This is a genomic window from Paenibacillus sp. Cedars, assembly GCF_003184205.1.
Taxonomy (GTDB): Bacteria; Bacillota; Bacilli; order Paenibacillales; family Paenibacillaceae; genus Paenibacillus_AQ; species Paenibacillus_AQ glucanolyticus.
Genome location: NZ_CP020866.1, coordinates 3,455,587 through 3,475,858, shown reverse-complemented (window position 1 = coordinate 3,475,858; position 20,272 = coordinate 3,455,587). Strand labels below are relative to the sequence as shown.

General features: G+C 48.1%; 17 protein-coding genes. 7 read left to right on the top strand and 10 right to left on the bottom strand.

What is annotated here, in order from left to right:
* Positions 1–368: 368 nt before the first annotated feature.
* Positions 369–800, top strand: a complete 432-nt coding sequence (locus tag B9D94_RS17530; RefSeq protein ID WP_006209574.1) for a MarR family winged helix-turn-helix transcriptional regulator — start codon at positions 369–371, stop codon at positions 798–800.
* A 249-nt stretch (positions 801–1,049) separates the two neighbouring features.
* Here the strand turns inward: B9D94_RS17530 and B9D94_RS17525 are convergent, their stop codons facing one another.
* The 4 genes from B9D94_RS17525 to B9D94_RS17510 all read right to left on the bottom strand — a co-directional run bounded on the left by B9D94_RS17525 (position 1,050) and on the right by B9D94_RS17510 (position 5,413).
* Positions 1,050–1,784 carry an RluA family pseudouridine synthase gene (locus B9D94_RS17525; RefSeq protein ID WP_006209575.1) on the bottom strand — a complete coding sequence of 245 codons (735 nt, stop codon included), beginning with the start codon at positions 1,782–1,784 and terminating at the stop codon, positions 1,050–1,052.
* A 4-nt stretch (positions 1,785–1,788) separates the two neighbouring features.
* Complete coding sequence (locus B9D94_RS17520) at positions 1,789–2,652, bottom strand: class I SAM-dependent methyltransferase (protein WP_063479212.1); 864 nt, start codon at positions 2,650–2,652, stop codon at positions 1,789–1,791.
* A 124-nt stretch (positions 2,653–2,776) separates the two neighbouring features.
* Complete coding sequence (locus tag B9D94_RS17515; RefSeq protein WP_006209578.1) at positions 2,777–3,295, bottom strand: GNAT family N-acetyltransferase; 519 nt, start codon at positions 3,293–3,295, stop codon at positions 2,777–2,779.
* A 159-nt stretch (positions 3,296–3,454) separates the two neighbouring features.
* The gene (locus B9D94_RS17510) at positions 3,455–5,413 is read right to left on the bottom strand and encodes an endonuclease MutS2 (protein WP_148247613.1); all 1,959 of its coding nucleotides are present in this window, start codon (positions 5,411–5,413) and stop codon (positions 3,455–3,457) included.
* A 553-nt stretch (positions 5,414–5,966) separates the two neighbouring features.
* On the opposite strand from B9D94_RS17510, the gene pepF reads away from it, so the two are divergent.
* Positions 5,967–7,766, top strand: a complete 1,800-nt coding sequence (gene pepF / locus B9D94_RS17505; protein WP_036636966.1) for an oligoendopeptidase F — start codon at positions 5,967–5,969, stop codon at positions 7,764–7,766.
* 98 nt (positions 7,767–7,864) lie between these two features.
* Here pepF and B9D94_RS17500 read toward each other — a convergent pair whose 3' ends face one another.
* Together B9D94_RS17500 and B9D94_RS17495 are read right to left on the bottom strand one after the other, a co-directional pair.
* Positions 7,865–10,870: a PAS domain-containing protein gene (locus B9D94_RS17500; protein ID WP_148247612.1), complete on the bottom strand. Its 3,006-nt coding sequence runs from the start codon at positions 10,868–10,870 to the stop codon at positions 7,865–7,867.
* A 233-nt stretch (positions 10,871–11,103) separates the two neighbouring features.
* Positions 11,104–11,385, bottom strand: coding sequence for a GNAT family N-acetyltransferase (locus B9D94_RS17495; protein WP_148247611.1), 282 nt, complete (start codon positions 11,383–11,385; stop codon positions 11,104–11,106).
* 136 nt (positions 11,386–11,521) lie between these two features.
* Between B9D94_RS17495 and B9D94_RS17490 the strand changes: the two genes are divergently transcribed.
* The 3 genes from B9D94_RS17490 to B9D94_RS17480 all read left to right on the top strand — a co-directional run bounded on the left by B9D94_RS17490 (position 11,522) and on the right by B9D94_RS17480 (position 13,161).
* A complete protein-coding gene (locus B9D94_RS17490) occupies positions 11,522–11,833 on the top strand; it encodes a hypothetical protein (RefSeq protein ID WP_006209584.1) in 312 nt (103 codons plus the stop codon).
* Between the two features lie 130 nt (positions 11,834–11,963).
* Positions 11,964–12,419, top strand: a complete 456-nt coding sequence (locus tag B9D94_RS17485) for a VOC family protein (RefSeq protein ID WP_006209585.1) — start codon at positions 11,964–11,966, stop codon at positions 12,417–12,419.
* Positions 12,420–12,564: 145 nt separating this feature from the next.
* Positions 12,565–13,161 (top strand): TetR/AcrR family transcriptional regulator, encoded by a 597-nt coding sequence (locus B9D94_RS17480; RefSeq protein ID WP_148247610.1) that lies wholly within the window; start codon positions 12,565–12,567, stop codon positions 13,159–13,161.
* Between the two features lie 1,140 nt (positions 13,162–14,301).
* Here the strand turns inward: B9D94_RS17480 and B9D94_RS17475 are convergent.
* Both B9D94_RS17475 and B9D94_RS17470 read right to left on the bottom strand, forming a co-directional pair.
* Positions 14,302–15,243 carry an aldo/keto reductase gene (locus B9D94_RS17475; protein WP_148247609.1) on the bottom strand — a complete coding sequence of 314 codons (942 nt, stop codon included), beginning with the start codon at positions 15,241–15,243 and terminating at the stop codon, positions 14,302–14,304.
* Positions 15,244–15,278: 35 nt separating this feature from the next.
* Complete coding sequence (locus B9D94_RS17470; RefSeq protein WP_148247608.1) at positions 15,279–16,274, bottom strand: Gfo/Idh/MocA family protein; 996 nt, start codon at positions 16,272–16,274, stop codon at positions 15,279–15,281.
* Positions 16,275–16,396: 122 nt separating this feature from the next.
* On the opposite strand from B9D94_RS17470, the gene B9D94_RS17465 reads away from it, so the two are divergent.
* Positions 16,397–17,233: an AraC family transcriptional regulator gene (locus tag B9D94_RS17465; protein ID WP_036636981.1), complete on the top strand. Its 837-nt coding sequence runs from the start codon at positions 16,397–16,399 to the stop codon at positions 17,231–17,233.
* A 172-nt stretch (positions 17,234–17,405) separates the two neighbouring features.
* Complete coding sequence (locus B9D94_RS17460) at positions 17,406–17,996, top strand: hypothetical protein (protein WP_036636984.1); 591 nt, start codon at positions 17,406–17,408, stop codon at positions 17,994–17,996.
* Between the two features lie 69 nt (positions 17,997–18,065).
* Here the strand turns inward: B9D94_RS17460 and B9D94_RS17455 are convergent, their stop codons facing one another.
* Positions 18,066–18,878 (bottom strand): hypothetical protein, encoded by an 813-nt coding sequence (locus tag B9D94_RS17455; protein WP_148247607.1) that lies wholly within the window; start codon positions 18,876–18,878, stop codon positions 18,066–18,068.
* A gap of 200 nt (positions 18,879–19,078) precedes the next feature.
* A complete protein-coding gene (locus B9D94_RS17450) occupies positions 19,079–19,690 on the bottom strand; it encodes a DUF1796 family putative cysteine peptidase (RefSeq protein ID WP_148247606.1) in 612 nt (203 codons plus the stop codon).
* Positions 19,691–20,272 lie beyond the last annotated feature (582 nt).

The window sequence follows — 20,272 nt, the reverse complement described above, 5'->3', positions numbered from 1 at the left end:
TAATCCTGAGAGTGTAAGATGGACAATAAGCACCTTCGATGATATTTTGTCGAGGTGCTTTTGTTATATTCTGCGTTTACCGAAAGAGGACATTTTACATTTATACTATTTGACATATGTCTGGCATTGTCGAAGTTGAGTGAACCTTGAAATACGCCGTCATATAAGGGATATCAGGTTTTGTCGCTTGATTGGAAATTATATTTTTTAACGAAAAAAGAAGGATATTGCGAGGTCTCCCGCGAAAAGTTAATCCTATAAACTAATATGAAAAGCATGACTTCGGTGGAATTCTTTCGTTTCGAGTTTGACCACAACACGCTTGTGATGATCGATCTTGACAGACATAACGGAAAGGACGGGATAATATGCATACTGCCGAATTTGCCAAAGTGTGGTCCAAGCTGGCCAAGGATTATAAACTCCATATGGAAGCCGGATTAGCACCTACATTGACGGAGCCACAACTGATGGTGCTGGAGGTGCTTGCAGAGCAGAAGCGGATGAAACCATCCGATTTCATTCCATACTTGGCAACAAGTCCGGCTGCTGTGACGATGCTGCTGGACCGGATGGAGAAGAACGGATTGATCAAACGAGAGCGGGACGTGCATGACAGACGGATCGTGTGGGTTACGATATCCTATAAAGGTCGCGAGGAATATACGCGGGGGCTGCAGGTAAGGGAAGAGTATCTTTCCCAAATTCTGAACCGCATATCATCCCATAATCAACAACTGCTTGTCTATCTGTTAGGAAAAATCAACACAGCACCACAGGAAGTTTTGGTAGAAGCATAGAGTGAAAAGCCCCTGAGCGAGACTACACTTTGCAGCTCACGCGTGGGGCCAGCCACGTTTAGCCCTACCCTAGCAAACCATCCTGGTGCCGGAAATTTCATGCGGTATTTGCTTGTAAGGAGAGACGTTGCCCTATTCTTCGGCAAGCTGTAAGCAATGTAAAGGAATAACATATTGCTTTCATTTCCATAATCGTTAAGTAAGACAAAAAAACGAAATCCATTAGGAAGGATTTCGTTTTTTGTGATTTTATCGGTAAGCTTGTAACGCCAGCTCCAGTTTATCCAGGGAGAATGAGGTCCAGGGATACACGGGAGGCGGCATCGAGTGTATGGAAATGTCCTCTTTGGTAACGGGGTGAGGAAATCCAACCAGCACAGACCATAACGCAATTTGCTGACCCGCTTTATTCACCTTGCTGCCATATTTCTGATCCCCGAACAATGGATGCCCCGCATGATTAAGCTGGACACGGATCTGATGTGGTCTGCCCGTGTGTAGCTCGATCAGGACAAGACTGAAGCCTTCCGAGGTTTGGAGCACCGTATAGTCCAGAATGGCTTCCTTCGCTCCGTCAGTGCCTTCTGAAGTCACATGGACGGTATTGGTCTTTGCATCCTTATACAGCATATCCACGAGTCGGCCGGAAGGCTTCGAAGGAATGCCGTGAACGACCGCTACATATTGCTTGCGGAAGCTGCGGCTCCGAACTGCTTCGGATAATCGGGAAGCGGCTTTGGAGGTCTTGGCAAATACCATTGCCCCTCCAACGGGACGGTCAAGTCGATGCACCAGACCCAAAAATACGTTGCCGGGTTTATTAAAGCGCTCCTTGATGTCCTGTTTTAGTATGGTCAGCATGTCGGGATCTCCGGTAGCATCCTCCTGAGAAGGGACATTCACCGGTTTAGCCACGCCTAACACATGATTATCCTCGAACAGAATCGGTACGACCGGGTACACTGCGGATTCCCGTCTGCTCATCGATTTAGGACTCCCATCGACCCAGGATGCCGCAAGGCAGGTTCATGCCGGTTCGAGTGATCGGTAATCCGATCTCGCCTGCACTGATCGTACCGCCGTACTTCGGTTTCATGGTCATGGTCAGCATGTTGTTCAGTACCGTAGGGGAAATGCCGGTCGTATAGGAGTTAATCAGCATAAACAGCGGATTATCGGATACGATGTTCATGCAGCTTTCCAGGAACGGGTACAAACTCTGTTCAAGCTTCCACGTTTCCCCGCTAGGTCCGCGGCCATAGGAAGGAGGGTCCATAATAATCGCATCGTATTTATTCCCCCGACGCTCTTCCCGCTGTACGAATTTAAACACATCATCCGTAATATAACGGATAGGGCGATCGGCAAGGCCAGATAATGCAGCATTCTCCTTAGCCCATTGGACCATGCCTTTTGCAGCATCGACATGAACCACCTGTGCGCCTGCAGACGCTGCAGCAACCGTAGCACCTCCGGTGTAAGCGAACAGGTTCAGTACGCTTATCGGCCGACCTGCCGCTGCGATCTTGTCCATCATCCAGCGCCAGTTGGCAGCCTGCTCCGGGAACAGACCAGTATGTTTAAAATTGGTGGGTCGAATATGAAATTTCAATTGGTCGTACGAGATGGTCCACCGATCCGGCAGCTGCTTTTTCATATCCCACTGACCGCCGCCGGACGAACTGCGGTGATAGTGTCCGTGAACACTGCGCCATTCTCCGTCTTCTTGCTCAATCGGCCATATAATCTGCGGGTCCGGGCGTCTGAGAATGACATCTCCCCAGCGCTCGAGCTTTTCCCCGCCCCCGGTATCGATAACCTCGTAATCTTGCCAATCCTGAGCTACATACATGTTGAAAACCATCCTTCAAATAGTCATTTAGACTATATTGTACAACATATTTGAAGATGAATGCCACCAAGGATTAGGCGGATCGCTCTAACCGATTCGCATGATGTGGTCTTTGGAGTAGAGCTTAGCCCAGTTCTTCAAATGCTGGATGGAACCGGAACTCTCCATGCAGGCTGTGGAGTGCCCCTTCCTGAAGCTCAGCAACCATGAAAACTTCGTCCGAAACGGTAAACTGGGTCATCTCCATCCCGTAGTTCCTGGCCTGTACAAAACCGTACCTAGGATAGTACGACGGATGGCCGAACAGAAAGACAAGGGGATAGCCAAGCGACCGACACCGCCGTTTACCTTCTTCGATGAGTTTGCCGCCAATTCCTTGACGTTGAAATTCCGGAAGCACAGCCAGCGGCGCCAGTGCGGCGACAGAATGGGCATGACCTCCCTCCCAAAGCGCGGCCTGGCTAAACATAATGTGCCCCGTAATCTTCCCGTTTTCTTCCGCAACGATGGACAGCTCCTGCTGAAAGGAATTATCGGCACGCAGCCGTTGTACCAGAATGGCTTCTTCCTGTCCCGGAAAAGCACGGGTGAGAAGGGTGTGTACCTTCTCGTAATCTGCTCCAGTTTCAGTCCGAATGTTCATAGATATCTCTCCTTAAAACATAAAATGGGTTATCGTTTCCGATGATCCGATGCGACACCGACTCTAAAATTTTGAACATCGTGCGCACGGCTCCCTGTGCGCACGATGCGTGGTTCGGGGTATGCTTCTGATGGCTGGTTGGCCATAACAAAGTGCGAGTCACTCGGGCTTCTTTTCAATCTCAAGTCCTTCAATGTGTTTGCGTTTCATTATGCTGCGTTTCTTCCGATTCTCTTTACTCTCAAATACGATGTCAAGATCATAATCGCCCGGATACAGATCCTCTGCTGCAATGTAAGGCTTCAGGCGTTTATGGTTAATCCTCATTCTGTCCTTCTGTATCAAGACGCCTACATTACCCCTTGCATCTATAGTTTCATACACGGTACCGCTTCGTTTCAAATAAGGTACATAGACTCGATCTCCGAGATGGAAGGGAGAGGAAGAGGAGGCTTCGTCCCCACTCGCCTTGACGTCCGTTAACTCGTTCGGCTTGACTGGGGGAAGGACAGGGAGTTCCGGTGAGCTCGATTCCTCCAAGCCTACGGGATCCCTGCTTTCTCGATGTACAACGGCTGTATTGCCGCTGGAAATTCCCGCTTCCGTGATTTCGCGTGATCTGGCGATAATGGCTTCAGGAATGCCCAGCTTGGCTGCGATGACAAAGGCATAGCTGTGGCCGGCTTCCCCGATCCGGAGGCGATAGAGCGGCTCCAGCGTATCGGCATCGAATTCCATTCGTGCGTTCTCAAAGCCTGGCGTACGTTCCGCAAAATTTTTGATTTCGGTAAAATGGGTGGTAACCACAACGGTAGCCTGACGTTTATGCAGTTCCTCCAGGATGGCAATGGATAAGCCTACACCTTCTCCCGGGTCCGTCCCGGATGCCATTTCATCCAGCAGCACGAGCGTTGAGCGGCCAGCCGTCTGCAATATGTCGCGGATGTTGCGAATGTGTGCAGAGAAGGTGCTGAGGGCATGCTCCAGGCTCTGCCCATCTCCGATATCCACGGAAACCTCGTCAAAGACGGCACAGTGGCTGTCTTCCGCTACAGGTACCAGCAGACCGGATTGAACCATCACCGTAATGAGTCCAACCGTCTTGATCGCCGAGGTTTTACCGCCCGTATTAGGACCTGTGATGATCAGTGTTTTGTAACGGTTCCCAATGGTGAAGTCCAGCGGCACCATGGAAGAGCCGATCAGCGGGTGAACGGCCGATTTCAGGAGGATAAACCCTTCCTGGTTCAAATGGACATTGCGTCCGCCTATGGAAATGGCATATTTGCCCCTTGCGATAATGTAGTCATAGATCCCGACCGTATCCGCGTTGGTTCTCAGTTCGAATTGATACTGCTCCGTGAGTGCGGTCAAATCACTCAGAACTTTGGTTTCTTCCCGTACCTCGTCCGAATGAAGAAGGTTCAACTCCACTTGGAGTCCCTGCAGGTCAGATGGTTCAATGAATACCGTCTGCCCGCTTGCCGATTCGTCCAGAATCGATCCGTTCACGAGTTTGCGATGCTCCTTCTTGATCGGCAGCACATAACGTCCTCCTCGCTTGCTGATGACACTCTCCTGCATGATCGCTTTATAACGGCTCATAAGGCTGTCGAGCTTCCGCTTGATCCGTTCCTCGGTTACGATTATTTTCTTGCGGATTTTAGCCAGATCTTTGCTGGCCTGGTCCACGACGCGGCCACCGTGAATGCTGCGTTCAATTTCGGACAGCAGCGGCCCCAGCTCATGCATGGAGGAGGCGTAGGAGCTTATCGTCGGTGCGATGCCGCTCTTGGCATTCATATATTGAATGAGCTGCCGGCAGCTTCTCAGATACTGGACCATATTCCCGAAATCTCGTTCAGACAGCACATATCCTGTGCCGAGCAGATCTAAAATCATCTCGACTCCTTCCAGTGATGGAATGGGTACGCTCGCTCCGGTATGAAGCAGAATTCTTGCTTCCTCGGTTTCATTCAATTTATGGCGGATGGCTTTCATTTGGGTGAGCGGCGCCATTTTCCGTATATACTCGATACCCAGGTATGAAACGGCAAAGCGTTCGAGATCGGTGCGAATATTCTCATATTCTAATTTGTTTAATGCAAATGGATTCATGGTTTTCGGTTCTCCTTTATTCTGGAAATGAGTGTCATGCAACGCAAAAAAGGGCGGAAAGTGAACTACTAAGGTTCACTTTCCGCCCATAGGCCGTTATTCTGATGGGTACGGTGTGATGGGATAGCTCCAAATAACCCCTGATGTAGCAGAGGGGAGACCCAAAAAATCCGCGCTGAACTCAGCACGGATCACCATATCATATCGGAATAAACCCAAAGGGGCTTCAATTGATATCCGCAGTTCTTAACTAATTCAACGGACGAAATGAATAACCATCAAAAAATAAACATAGCCCTAAGCAGGGAATGTCCATAATTTTCCATTTCGACCCATATGAAATTTGGTTAGTTAAGAACGACCACCGACATCAAAATCTCTCCTTTAGATCAGAGTATGGGATAACTATATCCATAAACAGGTCCAGAAGTCAAGATAGAAAATCGGATACGCTCCAGAAATAAACTGTGATATGATGGAATTGTTATTCTTTTACTAATATTTAGTGAGGAATATGTGGTCATGAGATTATAAGACATGAGGAGCTGTTTCCATGGGAAAAATGCTGACACGTAGTGAGGTTCCGATTGAAGCTACCTGGAATCTGGATGATTTATTTGTCTCGCAAAACGAATTTGAAGCGGGTTTAAAAGCGCTTGAATCGCAGGCCGCTGAATTGACAAGATTTAAAGGCAAGCTAGGTGAAGGTGCCTCTGTTCTTCTGGAATGCCTGAACGAACAGGAAGTTTTGATGGAGAGCATCAGCAAAGTCGGGGCATATGCCAGACTTCGACAATCCGAAGATGGAACCAACCCGCTTAATTTGGCAAATTCGGCGAAAACCGGTGATGTGTTATCCCGCATCCAGTCCTCCCTGACATTCATTGAATCGGAGCTGCTGGATCTTGAAGAAGGGATTATCGATCAATACATAACAAACAACCAAGGGCTCGCCCCTTACGCCCGAAGCTTGAATCTGCTGCTGGAATCCAAGCCGCACCGCCTGAGCCCTGAGACGGAAAGCGTGCTCGCATCACTCGGAGAGGTGCTCGGTTCGCCTTACCGCATATACCTGCGCAGCAAGCTGTCGGATATGACTTTTGATGATATCCAAGTGAACGAAGATACGAAGCCGGTCTCGTTCCGTTTATACGAGAATTCTTATGAGATGTCCGAGGATGCACAGCTTCGCCGTGAAGCCTTTGCTTCATTCTCGAAATCATTGCACGGCTCTCGTCATACATTTGCTGAAGCCTACGCCACGGAAGTGAAGAAACAAGTAGTGCTTTCTCGCCTTCGCGGATACGATTCCGTAACAGATATGCTGTTGAAGCCGCAGCAAGTGACAATGGAAATGTACAACAATATTCATGATACCATCCTGACGGAGCTTGCTCCTCATATGCGGAGGCTCATGAAGCTGAAGAAGCGTGTGCTGGGACTGGATCAAATGCTGTTCTGCGATCTGAAAGCACCGATGGATCCGGATTTTAATCCAAGCGTAACCTATGAAGAGGCTTGCTCGACCATCTCTCAAGCGCTGTCGGTTCTTGGGCCGGAATACGGTGAGATCGTTGAGTCAACGTTCACCAAGCGCTGGGTGGATTACGCCGACAATATCGGTAAATCCACGGGTGCCTTCTGTTCCTCCGTTTACGGTGTGCATTCCTATATTCTGATGGCATGGGCGGACAATATGCGAAATGCCTTTACGCTGGCGCATGAGGTTGGGCATGCAGGTCATTTGATGCTGGCTGCCCATAATCAGAGCATCACGAATGCCCGTCCTTCGATGTATTTCATCGAAGCACCTTCAACGATGAACGAGCTGCTGCTGGCGGATCACTTGCTCAGTCAATCCGAGGATAAGCGGATGCGCCGGTGGATCATTCTTCAACTGCTGAGCACGTACTATCATAATTATGTGACACATCTTCTCGAAGCGGAGATGCAGAGAAGGGTATACCGTCATGCGATGGCGGATGAGCCGATTACGGCAGATAAGCTGTCTGAGCTTAAGGGTGCGGTGCTCTCGGACTTCTGGGGAGACGCAGTGGAGCTGGATGAAGGCGCAAAACTTACCTGGATGCGACAACCGCATTATTACATGGGGCTTTATCCGTATACGTATGCAGCGGGATTAACTGCTTCAACAGCGGCAGCGCAGCTGATTCGTGAGGAAGGGCAGCCGGCCGTAGACCGCTGGCTTCAGGTTCTCAAAGCCGGAGGCAGCAAGAGCCCGCTGGAATTGATGGCGATGGCAGGTGTGGACATGTCCACGTCCGAGCCGATTTCCAAAGCGGTAGCTTATGTAGGAACTCTGGTAGACGAGCTGGAATCCTTATACGAGTAGAGCGATATTCGCTCATTGAACAAAAGGGTGGTCCACAGCCTGCATTGGCTGTAGATCACCCTTTTTGTGCGGATGGAGACAATAAGTCCTCATATTACTTATCCTGATCCATCTTCATTTAGCGTACGTGTCGGAATGGTAAAGTAGAAGGAGGAACCAAGCTGCTCCCGGCTCTCAACGCCGATGACACCACCCATTAGCTCGACCAGCTTTTTGCTTATCGCGAGCCCTAGTCCAGTCCCGCCATATTTACGATTCAGGGAGGGATGAAGCTGAGAGAATGACATGAACAGCTGATGCTGCTGCTCGGCCGGTATGCCGATTCCGGTGTCCTTCACTTGGAAAGCAAGGGTGAACTCCTGAGTTCCCGTTCTGTGCAATCCCTCGACACTCATCGAGATGCTGCCCTCATTCGTAAATTTGATTGCATTGCTGATCAGATTAACAAGCACTTGCCGCAATCGCAAGCCATCGCCGATGATCACATCGGGAACCGTGGTGTTTATGCTGCACGATAGCAACAAACCTTTTTCCTTGGCCTTGGCCGAGAATAAATCGACAATGCTCTCAAGCAAAGCTTGTACATCGATCGGCTCAGAATTGAGGGTCATATTGCCGGTTTCGATTTTGCTGAAATCCAGGATCTCGTTCAGAATGTGCAGCAGGGAGCCGCTGCTTTCCATGAGAATATCCGTGTAATTACGCTGATCCTCATCGAGCTCGGTTGTCTTCAACAGTTCAATCATGCCGATAATTCCGTTCATCGGTGTTCGCAGCTCATGGCTCATCATGGTCAAAAACTCCGTTTTTGCTTGATCGGCTCGTTCAGCATTCTCCTTAGCCCGGATGATTTCTTTTTCGTCGGTGATATCGCGGAACACCATGACAGCGCCCTTGCGTTCACCCTGATCCCAGATCGGATTGACCTGGTAATCTGCAAGAAAGCTGGTGCCATCTCCGCGCCAGAGTACGATCTCGGCTCTTGAAAGCGGAGTTCCCTGCCTGACAGCCTGTACAAGCGGGGAATCCTCGCCCCGATAGAAGGTGCCGTCATGGCGAATCTCTTTTACAATCTGATCACAGGGTCTCCCGATGGTGGTAAGGGGCTCGTAATCAAGCATGGCTGCACCAGCCGGATTGATGAATGCGACCTGACCGTGAATATCCAGTCCAATAATCCCCTCGGATACCGTGTTAAGCAGCAGGGATAACTCCCGGCTGAGTTTCTTGATCTCTTCCATGGTGCGTATACGTTCGGTAATATCCCTTGTAATGCCGTAGACGCCAACCACTTCATCATCCACAAAAATCGGAATGTTAATGGTATTGATCTCGATGGGATGGCCGTCCTTATGAATAATGGTCAGATCATAGCTTTGCGGTCTGCCTTCCTTCGCCAGGTTAAAATGGTACAGCGTGCGAGCTATATCTTTTTCCGCTACAATCGGTCCGAAATACATGCCGACTAATTCGTCCAATGTATAACCCGTCAGCTCCTGCAGGTTGTGGTTGGCCGTTAAATAATCGCCGTCCAGATTCATGGAGTAAACGGCAGATGGATTGTATTCAAAAAGAGAGCGGTAGCGCTGTTCATTCTCCTTTAGTTTAAATTCCATCATTTTGCGTTCGGATATGTCACGGGCAATCGAGATAATCTCGTTCCTCTGATTGTCCTGCGTGCTAATGTACTTGCAATTGACTTCAAACCAGATGTGCCTGCCATCCTTATGTATATAGCGGAAGGTGATCGGTGTGAGCAATTTCCCGACCAGGCAGCTGCTAAAATACTCCTGAAGCGAGGGAATATCCTCGGCGTACACATAATCAAAAGCACTCGTACCCACCATCTCTTCCGGACGATACCCGAGGAGAGAATAACAGGAGGGGGAGCAGTATAAAAATGTTGAACATTCGATGGTACTTCTCGATATAAAATCAAGCGAGTTTTCGGTGATGAGTTTGTACTTGTTCTCATTGTCCAGCGACTGCTGTTCAATCAATACCTGCTCGGTAATATCCTGGGCCATACCCACCATCTCAATGGGCCTGCCATCGTTCGTAACGGAGACCTCCCACTGCGCTCGGATCGTCCGAATATGTCCGTCATGAAGCTTGATCCGATAGATGACTTCATCGGCTGTACCGACAAGAGCTTTTCTTACGATGGACTCTACGCGTTCGCGGTCTTCCGGTATGACCATTGCCAGCAGTGAATCATGATTTGATTCGATAGTGCTGATCTGGTATCCATAGATTCGCCTCATTTCCTCGCTGTAGGTTAACGTATGCGTGATCAAGTCCCAACGCCAGGAGCCGATCTTGGCGATTCGCTGCGCCTGGGCTAATGTATCCTCATCGATTTTACGCTTGGTTATGTTGCGCGCGATGGCAAGGACTTTCGAAATCTCGCCTTTCGTTCCCCGTATCAGCTGGAAGGACGTTTCAAACCATAAATAATGGCCATTCTTATGGCGGATACGGCGTATGAAACTATGGTCATCCGAAAATAGCTTTCCGGGTTCCTTCATTTGTTCAGAATCAACTTCATGATAGAAGGCTGCTCGATGCTTCCCAGTCATTTCCTCCTGGGTATAGCCAAGTATGTCTGTTGCAGAGGGTGAGATGTATTCAATGATTCCGTCTTCGCTGCTAATGGAAATTAGATCTTGTCCGCTCTTGAAGATGAGTGCAAGCAATTCATCATTCTTGATGACCGGCAGAGAAGTTACTTTCTGGACCGTTTCTTGTCCAAGACAGCATAATATCCACGGAGCCTCTCCAGGTGAAGGATGCTCAAGCAGCGATATATCCACGGATACCGAAAATCTGCTGCCATCCTGACGAATGAAAAAAGAATCTTTTTTTAGACGGGATGTTCTGTCATTAGTTAAAGATTGTAGTGTTTGGTTGATGGATAGGTCGGATAGCACTTGGATTTCGGAAGGTTTGCGCTGCAACAGTGCAGAACGCTCCGATTCGATAAGTTCGCAGAACCGGTCGTTGACCTTAACTACCTGCTCGTCAACCGCAGAAATCAGGATTGCCCCGAGGGGCAGCTTGTTAAACATCTGTTCCCAGACCCAATCTTCCGCTGCGTGCGTCATGATATCAGTTGCCTCCCTGAGCTAAGCTTATACCATCTGATCATAGTGGATAGGATCACTCTATCGCAATAGATATTCCCAAATTTCAATATGAACTTGGAAATAATGGACATATGAAAGCCAACCGATAAGAGAAGCAATCTTATGGCTGGCTAAGGTCCTAAGGTCGAGCTAAAAGGTAGATCCGTTCTCAATGAAATATAATAGGATAGGATGCTGTTCCGATCCGGATGCTATTTGTAGAGCAATACGCGATCGTCCATGTTTTTGTCAAAATAATGCCCGGCATAGGAGCAGGCGGGGATGATTTTCAGCTCTTCCTCGCGCGCATAATCTATGACCTTGCGGACAAGCTCGTCTGCAAGCCCTTGTCCCCGAAGACCTGGTGAAATATAGGTATGGTCGATGCTGATCACACCTTCTCCTTGAGGGGAGTAGGAGATTTCCGCTACTGTTTTTCCGTTATCTTCAAGAAAAAAACCTCCGGTTCTAGCCTGTATACTTTGTTTATCCATGATGTTCTGCCCTCCTTATATTTGGTTGTACTATACCCGTATTTGGCATGGATTAAACGGGAATAGCAGGTAGGCGAACACCCTTGGCGGGCCGTTTGCATACAATGCGATTAGAAGATAATGAAGGAGGAGCATCATGAACAATTATACCAATCAACAGCAAATGCTGTTTCAATGTGACCATCAGTTGGTGCATTCCATGAAGAAGCATAGAGAAAACGCTCATGCAGCCATGAAAAATGTCATGAATCGCAAGGTAAGAGTCCATACGATGGATGATGAAGCTTTTGAAGGTACAGTCATTAATGTAGATGCAAAGAATGTGTACATTCTTGTAGAACAAGGAAACAGAGGATTCTATCCCGGTTATCCTCCCTTTGGGCCCAATCCTAATGTAATATTACCGCTTGCATTGTTCAATTTATTGGCTGTCAGCTTGCTGTGGTAGCAAGCAGAAGAATCTGCAGTTAACGCTGCAGGTTCTTTTTTTATGCGAAGGTATTGAAAATTATTGTTTACATACATACAGTATGTATGTTAAATTGGATTCATCCCAAATATAAGGAGATGTTTCCCATATGAAGCTTCAAGGATTTTATCCCGTTATTATGACAAAGCAAATAGCCGAAAGCGCAGAGTTTTACACGCGGCTATTTGGATTTGAGATTGTTTTTGAAGCCGATTGGTATGTAAGCCTGAAATGGGGAGAACAAGGGAAGAACTCCTATGAACTCGCCTTTTTGTCTAAAGATCACCCTACGGTTCCTTCCGCTTATCAGGCGAATGTACAAGGACTGCTTCTAAATTTTGAGGTGGCGGATGTTGATGCGGAGTACGAAAGGCTTATAATAAATGAGAAGCTGCCGCTTCATCTGGATATTCGGGACGAGGAGTTTGGCCAACGGCATTTCATTACCAGCGACCCGAATGGGGTGCTTATCGATGTTATCAAGATCATCCCGCCTTCACAGGCCTTTCTGGAGCAGTACAACGAGGATGTATGGTCATCCGACGAGAGCGGAGCTGGAAAATGAGTGTGTTCATCCCTGCATGATTGTTTTGTTAACGGAGCTGGCATATCTTCTATCGGATGAAATAAAGCCGCTTGCGTCTGAGTGTTAGGGCTGGTATCGTCGAATTTAATATCAGTATTTTTGTATAGGAGAGAACCTGCATACTATGAGAAGAAGCAAAAGCGAGACCCATGAGACCATTCAACTGCTGCTGAAGGTAGCCAGAACCCACTTTACGGATAAGGGTTATGCGAATACAGCACTGGAGGAGGTTGCTGACGAAGCCAAGGTTACTCGCGGCGCGCTGTACCATCATTTTAAGAATAAACAAGGTTTATTCCTTGCCGTGCTTGAGTTAGTGCAAACGGAAATTGCAGATCGGGTAGAACAGGAAGCGACTAGTTCAGAGGATCCTTGGAATCAGCTGCTGCTTGGCTGTCGTGCCTTTATCACTGCCGTGGTAGAACCGCAAAACAAGCGAATCATGCTTATTGACGGTCCCAGTGTTGTGGGCTGGGAGGCTTGGCGCGAGATGGACGAGCAGAATTCAATGACTCATCTGAGAGAGCAGCTGGTCTTGATGCAGGAACAGGAAATTCTGAAGCCGGTTCCTGTGGATGCATTAACCCATGCCTTGTCAGGGGCGTTAAATGAATGCTCGCTATGGATCGCACAGATGCCGGAAACGGCTGGAGGCCTTCAGGAAACGATGGATGTGATAACAGGAATGCTCGAGGGATTCAGGATGAAGTCCTTGACCTGAAAGCCATAAGCGAAGAGAATTAAGAGAAACCGATCCTGAACCAGGGTCGGTTTTTTGGCCTTGTGGATCTCGTAATGATTATTATGGGGCGTGAGGAGTGAAGGGGCGTTTGCAGAGACCAGGTGAGCCGTAGAGTAACAGAGTAAGCAGTAGGGCGACAAGGAATAGGTGAGCAATAGACACAAGGTAAGTAGAGCTAAAGAATGGGCAGTAGGGTAACAGGGTGAGCAGTAGAGTAACAGTATAGGCAGTAGAGTACAAGGTAAGCCTTAGAGCAACGGGGGAGCAGTAGGGTAACAAGGAGAGCAGGTAGAGTAACAGTGTAAGCAGTAGAGTACAAGGTAAGCCGTAGAGCAACGGGAGAGCAGTAGAGTAACAGGGTGAGCAGTAGAGTACAAGGTAAACCGTAGAGCAACGGGGGAGCAGTAGGGCAACAAGGAGAGCAGGTAGAGTAACAGTATAGGCAGTAGAGTACAAGGTAAGCCGTAGAGCAACGGGGGAGCAGTAGGGCAACAGGTGAGCAGTAGGGCAACAGGTGAGCAGTAGAGTAACAAGATGGGCTGACGAGCAACAGGGTGAGCAGTAGGGCAACTAGATGAACAGTAGAGCAACAGAGTGAGCCGTAGGGCAACTAGATGAGCAGTAGAGCAACAGAGTGAGCCGTAGGGCAACTAGATGAGCAGTAACGCAACAGAGTAGGCAGTAGAAAATCTTACGGACCTCATGGCCTTTATATGCTAATATCGTGCTCTATTCCAAATCTAACGGACCAGAGATACGCTATACAACCATAATCCGCCTTGAATCCCCATTTTTACTGTTTATTAGGACTCTGGTGTCCGTTAGTTTTATAAAAGAGGCGGATATTTTCGAATAACGTCTGCTTAGTCCGTTAGAAATTTTGGTTCTGGTTCGAAGCATACGTTGGACAAATGACTGTAGGCATGATAACGCTTAAGCAGTGGTATCGATTTAAGTGAGTGGTTTTAGGTGAAATGATCCGGATGCAGAAAAACTCCAACCTTTGGATAGGGGTTGGAGTTTTGGTTTGGATACATGGAATTACTCTTCACGATCTTCAATTGCAAGGGTAAGTTGTTAGTATTTGGACGGTAAATTTGGACCCAACATTGTGTGTGATCAGGACATCTGATCCGTTGTAAGATCCAACCAGTCCAATTCTTCTTTTGTCAGCTGAATAAGAGATCCTTCATCACAGGATTTTAATTCATCTGCTGACTGTGCACCGATTAGCGCACAGGTTGGGAATGGCTGGTTCAACACGTATGCCAAAGCGATCTGTATGGCTGTCACATTTTTGGATGCTGCCAGTTGTTTGGCCCGCTCTAACCGCTTCCAGTTCTCATCGCTGTAGAATACCCGCACAAGGTCAGCATTGTCTCGAATCTCCGGCGTGAATCGGCCGGTGAAGAATCCTCTGGCTTGAGAAGACCAGGAGAGGAGCGGGAATTGCTCGGACTTATGCCAAGCGCAGGTTTCGGCGTCCGCCGAGACACAGCCTTTCCAGAACGGTTCATTCGGCTTGGCCAGACTTAGATTGGGGCTGCTGAAGGAGAATCCGACCAGTCCATTTGCGGCGGCATAGTCATTTGCATCACGGATACGCTCCCATGTCCAGTTGGATACCCCGATGGCCCCCACACTGCCATTCGCAATGTATTCATTCAACGCTTCAATCACTTCGCCTGCTGGAACAGAGGAGTCATCACGGTGCAGCGCGTACAGATCAATGTAATCCGTTTGGAGCCTTTCAAAGCTTATCGTGATATCGTGTTTAATATCTTTTTTGCTGACACGCGGTCCGTTCTGATCGTGATGGGCGCCCTTGGTCAAAATGACGAGCTGTTCACGATTTCCTCTTTCCTGCATATAACGGCCGATGACTTCTTCGCTTTGACCTCCGCAATAGATATGCGCGGTGTCAACGGAATTGCCGCCTATAGCGAGATAGGCGTCCAGATTAGCAGCGGCTTTCTCATACGAATCATGATAGAAGTAGTCCGTTCCTTTCATCAGTGCAGAGACCGGTTTGTCTAATCCCTTGATTGATATATATTTCATATTCATATCCTCCTTGGGGTGTAATTACAGCATAATTACAGCACTATTCTCTTTCGCTCATGGGCGGATTGCAGGCAAGCGTCGATGACTTTCATGTTGTGGATGGCATCTTCCGTCGGGAAACGGAGGGGCTTGTTGTTTAATATGGCTTCGGCCATATGGTCACCCTGCTCGCTGTATGCGTTTGCATGAGGAACCTCGATTTCTTTGCGACCGTCTCCGGTCGTTAAGAAGAAGTTAGCACCGTTCTCGGGCAGGCTGTAGGCGAAGGGGACTTCAATCAGGCCTTCCGTGCCCACGACTTCAAGCGGGTTTCGATACGCTGCCCACATCCCGCAGTCAAACGTAAGAGAAACATCACCTTCGAATTCAATTAATCCGGAAGCCATCATGTCAACATGATCATGTTCCGGCGAGAAAAAGGCTTGGACGGTGACGGCTTCGGGTTCCTTATCCAGTAGAATACGCGCGGCGTTGATCGGATAACAACCGACATCATAGATGGAACCGCCGCCCCAGTCCTTGCGAAACCGGACGTTCCCATGATTGGCTGAACTGTTAAACGTGAACGCACTGCGGATGCCCCGAACCTCTCCGATGGCTCCTGAAGTGATAAGCTCTTTGATCATGTCATACCTCGGGTGGTAACGGTACATAAAGGCTTCAGCTAGAAGCACGCCTGCTTTAGCCGCCGCCTCGGCCATTTCTGCTGCCTCAGCTTCAGTCAAGGCGAGCGGTTTCTCGCATAGAATGTGTTTGCCGGCTTCCGCTGCGCGGATGCTCCATTCTTTATGCAGATGATTCGGGAGCGGTATATAGATTGCATCTATGGAAGAATCCGCTAGCAAGGATTCATAACTGCCGTATGCAGTCGGGATATTTAATTCCTCTGCCGCCTGTGTGGCTTTATCCTGGTCTCGGCTAGCAATGGCAGCGACTTCATTCAGACGGGATTGCTGTAATCCGGGAATGACCGAACGTTTGGCAATGCTGGCACATCCCAGTATTCCCCAACGAAGTTTCTGGCTCATGTTCATCAGCTCCTATACGACTTATTAAGATTATATTGCGATTATAAAAGACAGGAATTAAAATTGATATAATATTATTTTGTATTACGATATAACAATATTGTCATTCAAGGAGCGTTGCGATGAAACGACAAAGCCACCTGCTGACCCTCCCGTTAATGCCGTTCTTCTGCCTGCCGGAATCGGTTGGAATATACCGGGATGAACCGGATCATACCGTAACCCGGGCCGCCGGGTCTTTAAACAATTTTAACATCCATTATGTTGCTTCCGGCAAAGGATGTATTGAAATCGATAATGTGGTTCATACGTTGGGTCCCGGAGAAGCCGTGCTGTATTTTCCTATGCAGGCTCAGCGTTATTACAGCAGCGAGGACGACCCTTGGGATGTGCGGTGGTTCCATTTTTATGGAAGCGGTTTGCAGAATTATTTTATCGAGCGTGGATTTCATAAGAGTCAATTATGGAGCATTCGTCAGCCGTCTGCGTTTGAGGAAGCACATGAAGCTCTATTAACCGAGGCAGAGACCCATCGTATGCTCAAACCCGCACAATTGTCCACGTTGACTTATTCCCTGCTCGCCGTATTCGTAGAGCAGGCTTCCGCGTTATCGGACAATAAATCCAATAGCTCGGCGAACCGAATTCTGGAGCTGCTGCCGATCATGCAGCAGGAGGCTGCGCAGCCGTTTATTCTGGAAGAGTGGGCGGCCAGGCTTGGCGTAACGACCTACTATTTTTGCAAATTGTTTCGCAACGTGATGGAGATGACCCCGATGGATTTTGTAACACGATGCCGCCTTCAGATGGCAAAGCAGTGGCTGCTCGATCACAAGGAAAAAACGATCGGACAAATTGCAGTGGAAGCGGGTTATCCCAGTGTCAGCTATTTTAACAAGCGATTTATGGAGCATGAAGGCATGACACCATCTTCCTATCGTCGCTTATATGGGGTATAGTTATCTATATTACGTTGTCGGGTCAGGGATAGAACTCGACTTAGGTCCAGGTCCTAATCACACCTATGGTCGGTTATGAAAATGGCTTGCCTCTACTACAATGAAGTTAACGAAGGATTTGACGAAATCCGGATCCAAGTGAAATATGTAAATGTATGTGGGGGAAAGCCAAATGACCGATAGCAAAAATATATACGTTCTGCTGACTGATACAGGTACGATGTTTACCAAATTGATTAAACGAATTACTGCCGCACCATATAACCATGCTTCGCTGGCATTGGATGAGAATCTGAATGAAGTATTCAGTTTTGGCCGGAAATGTGCCAACAATCCCTGGAGCGGTGGATTTGTGGAGGAGGATGTCTATGAAGGAACATTCCGACACTTCCCCGGCACGCGCTGTGCTCTCCTTCGTCTCCAGGTGGCTAGTCAGCAATATGAGGCAGCAAGAAGCGTGATTCAGCATTACAAGGATGAAGAGGATGCTTACGGCTACAATCTCATCGGAATGATCGGTGTTCTGATGAGACTCGATATCACACGGGAACGCTCCTACTTCTGTTCGCAGTTTGTAGCCGAGGCGATGAAGCAGAGCAGAATCCACTTGTGGGACCGTCCTTCTTCAGCGGTAACGCCGCATGATTTTTTCCAGCATCCGGCGTTCGAAATCGTATATGAAGGGATGTTATATGATTATCCGCTGCTCGATGAGTCGAGACTGGCCGGGGTCCATTACCCATTGCAGGCCACAGCACGTTAACTATATCAAGGCACCCATACAATCCAGTGAAACCTCTGCCTGCTGCAGAGGTTTTTTTGTATCTCGGGCTCATTTTAATTGTGCATTAGCGCGTGTGATGATGGTCTCGATTTTCTGTTCATATTGGTAGATGCTTTTCTTCTTCGTCAGAATCTGACCGGAGAGGGTTAATAAACGGGACAGGGTGTCGCTGGTTCTGGCAGATTCTTTGGCCTTCACAGCTGCTTTGAAGTTTTTCCACTCGGTTTCCATCAGTTTGTTTGGAGTGGATATAGCACTCTTGTCTCCTTTGATTTTGCTTTTGTACGGATCCATCTCGGATAGGATCGAGCGGATCTTAGCGGCTTTGGACGTTCTCTCTTTCTTGGCGGCGGTAAGCGCAGCTTGTTTGTTTCGAATATCCTGACGTCCCAGGCCAACCAGAATTTTCATTCCGTCGGCTTGTGATTGCAGCAGCTTGGACAGCGATTTATCTTTAAGTTTCCTGGCTGCGGCGATTTGCTTGTTCAGGGCGGTATATCCATTAAACAATGGTTGGTATTTAGTCTTGGCTGCCTGGAGCTGTTCCTCCAGTTTATGGATATGGTCCTTGTCGATATCATTGATTTGCTTGCGTGTTTCCGAAGTTCTGGCTTCATTAGCATATCGAAGAGCGGAGATTCGATCATCCCAATCCATCGCCTGCTTGCGTTCTGATTTAAAATCATCGTACTGCTTGATGAGTCTGGAACCGATGGTTCCCGGAGCACGTTCAGCTGTGGCTTTAAATTGAGCGTTTACCGAATCGGTGAACTCAATCGTTGACGCATCTGCGAAATGAATGGGGGCAGCAGCAAACAACAGAATCATAACAAGGCATGAAAACAGCATTCTTCTAAACATAAACATCGCTCCTTAATTCAAAGATGATCTCCAGCGCAGCAAGTAAATGACGCAGAGATAGCAGGATCCGCGACAAAAAAAGCACCCATAAGAAAGGCGCGGTTAGACGCCAGACTTACGGGTGCTTCCTTCGTAAGAGATTCCGATTCTTTTTTTGTAAATATACGGGAAAAATATGAATTTGTCAAACGTTTATTCCCCTACTTAAGTGAAAACCTTCCAAGTACAGCCTTCCAGGCATCAAAATCCCCCTCCCAAGTGGCCCCTTTCGGTATTTGAATAATGAGAACCTGGTCAGAGAACGATGGGAGCTGCACGATGTGCGGAGCATTGACAAGCATGACAAATAACAGGGTTACGTTTGGGTTTGAGTATGTTTCACGAATAGCTTGATCAATCGTTTCAGCATCTTTTTTATGCGGGATGATCCGCACGAGGAGTGTGTTTTGAGTAGAATTCAAACAGCTGTTAAACCGTTCGATCCTTCTGTCCAGGCGTTCGCGAAAGGCAGGGTAATCAAACAGCGGGCGCTCCTCCGGATCGTTCTTGAAATCATGAAAGGACAAGCAGGAAGAGTGTTTGTCCCGTACATAGTAACAATTCACGGATTTGCCGTAGATGTCCAGATTATCCCGCAGCATGAATTCGCTGAATTGATTTCTAATGACTTTGCAAAATTCACTGGTCGAGGCGAAGTTGAACCAATCCCAGGGCCCTGCCATCTTGCGCAGCTTGTTTCTTCTAAGCTGAACAGCGACTTGACAGTTGTATCCGAGACTGAAAACGGCATCAAATGGAAGATGGGTTGTCATGCTACCAGACCTCCTTAAATCTATCATTTTATATCATATGTATTTTGATAGAGTTGGTATGGGGCAACGACCAAGGGAAGGCGTGGAGTGCAACATTGAGGAAAAGTTACCTGAAAAAACAAGCCGCGAATGTGAACTGCTCCCCAATTGTTAGATACACTCTAACAGTTGAAGGTTCAGTTCAGTGGCACACAGCTCGTTTTTCGTATAATTCATATTTTTCCGAGAATGACAACGACTGTTGAAGAAATAAGAATCTGCTTAATGTAGATTCAAGCTAATTCTTGAATGAACCTGCTGCCATATTATTTCTCTCCGGTTATTAACTTCGCTTCCGCAAATACCGCACCAAAGATACCACCTCCTACGCACTAACGGAGGGTGCACCCTCTTCTGCTGCGTTATATAGGATTTCAACCCGCAGGCTCTTGGGAAGCTCCGTATTTCAGCGGTTTACGGTCTTTTGCTGTGGCGCACATCCGTTGACAGGACTCGGGTCTGGTGATATCCTCCAATCAAAGACGGGGTTTATCCGGGATCAAATGAATTCATCCGTATCTGTCCCCTTGGCGAGGGAGTGAG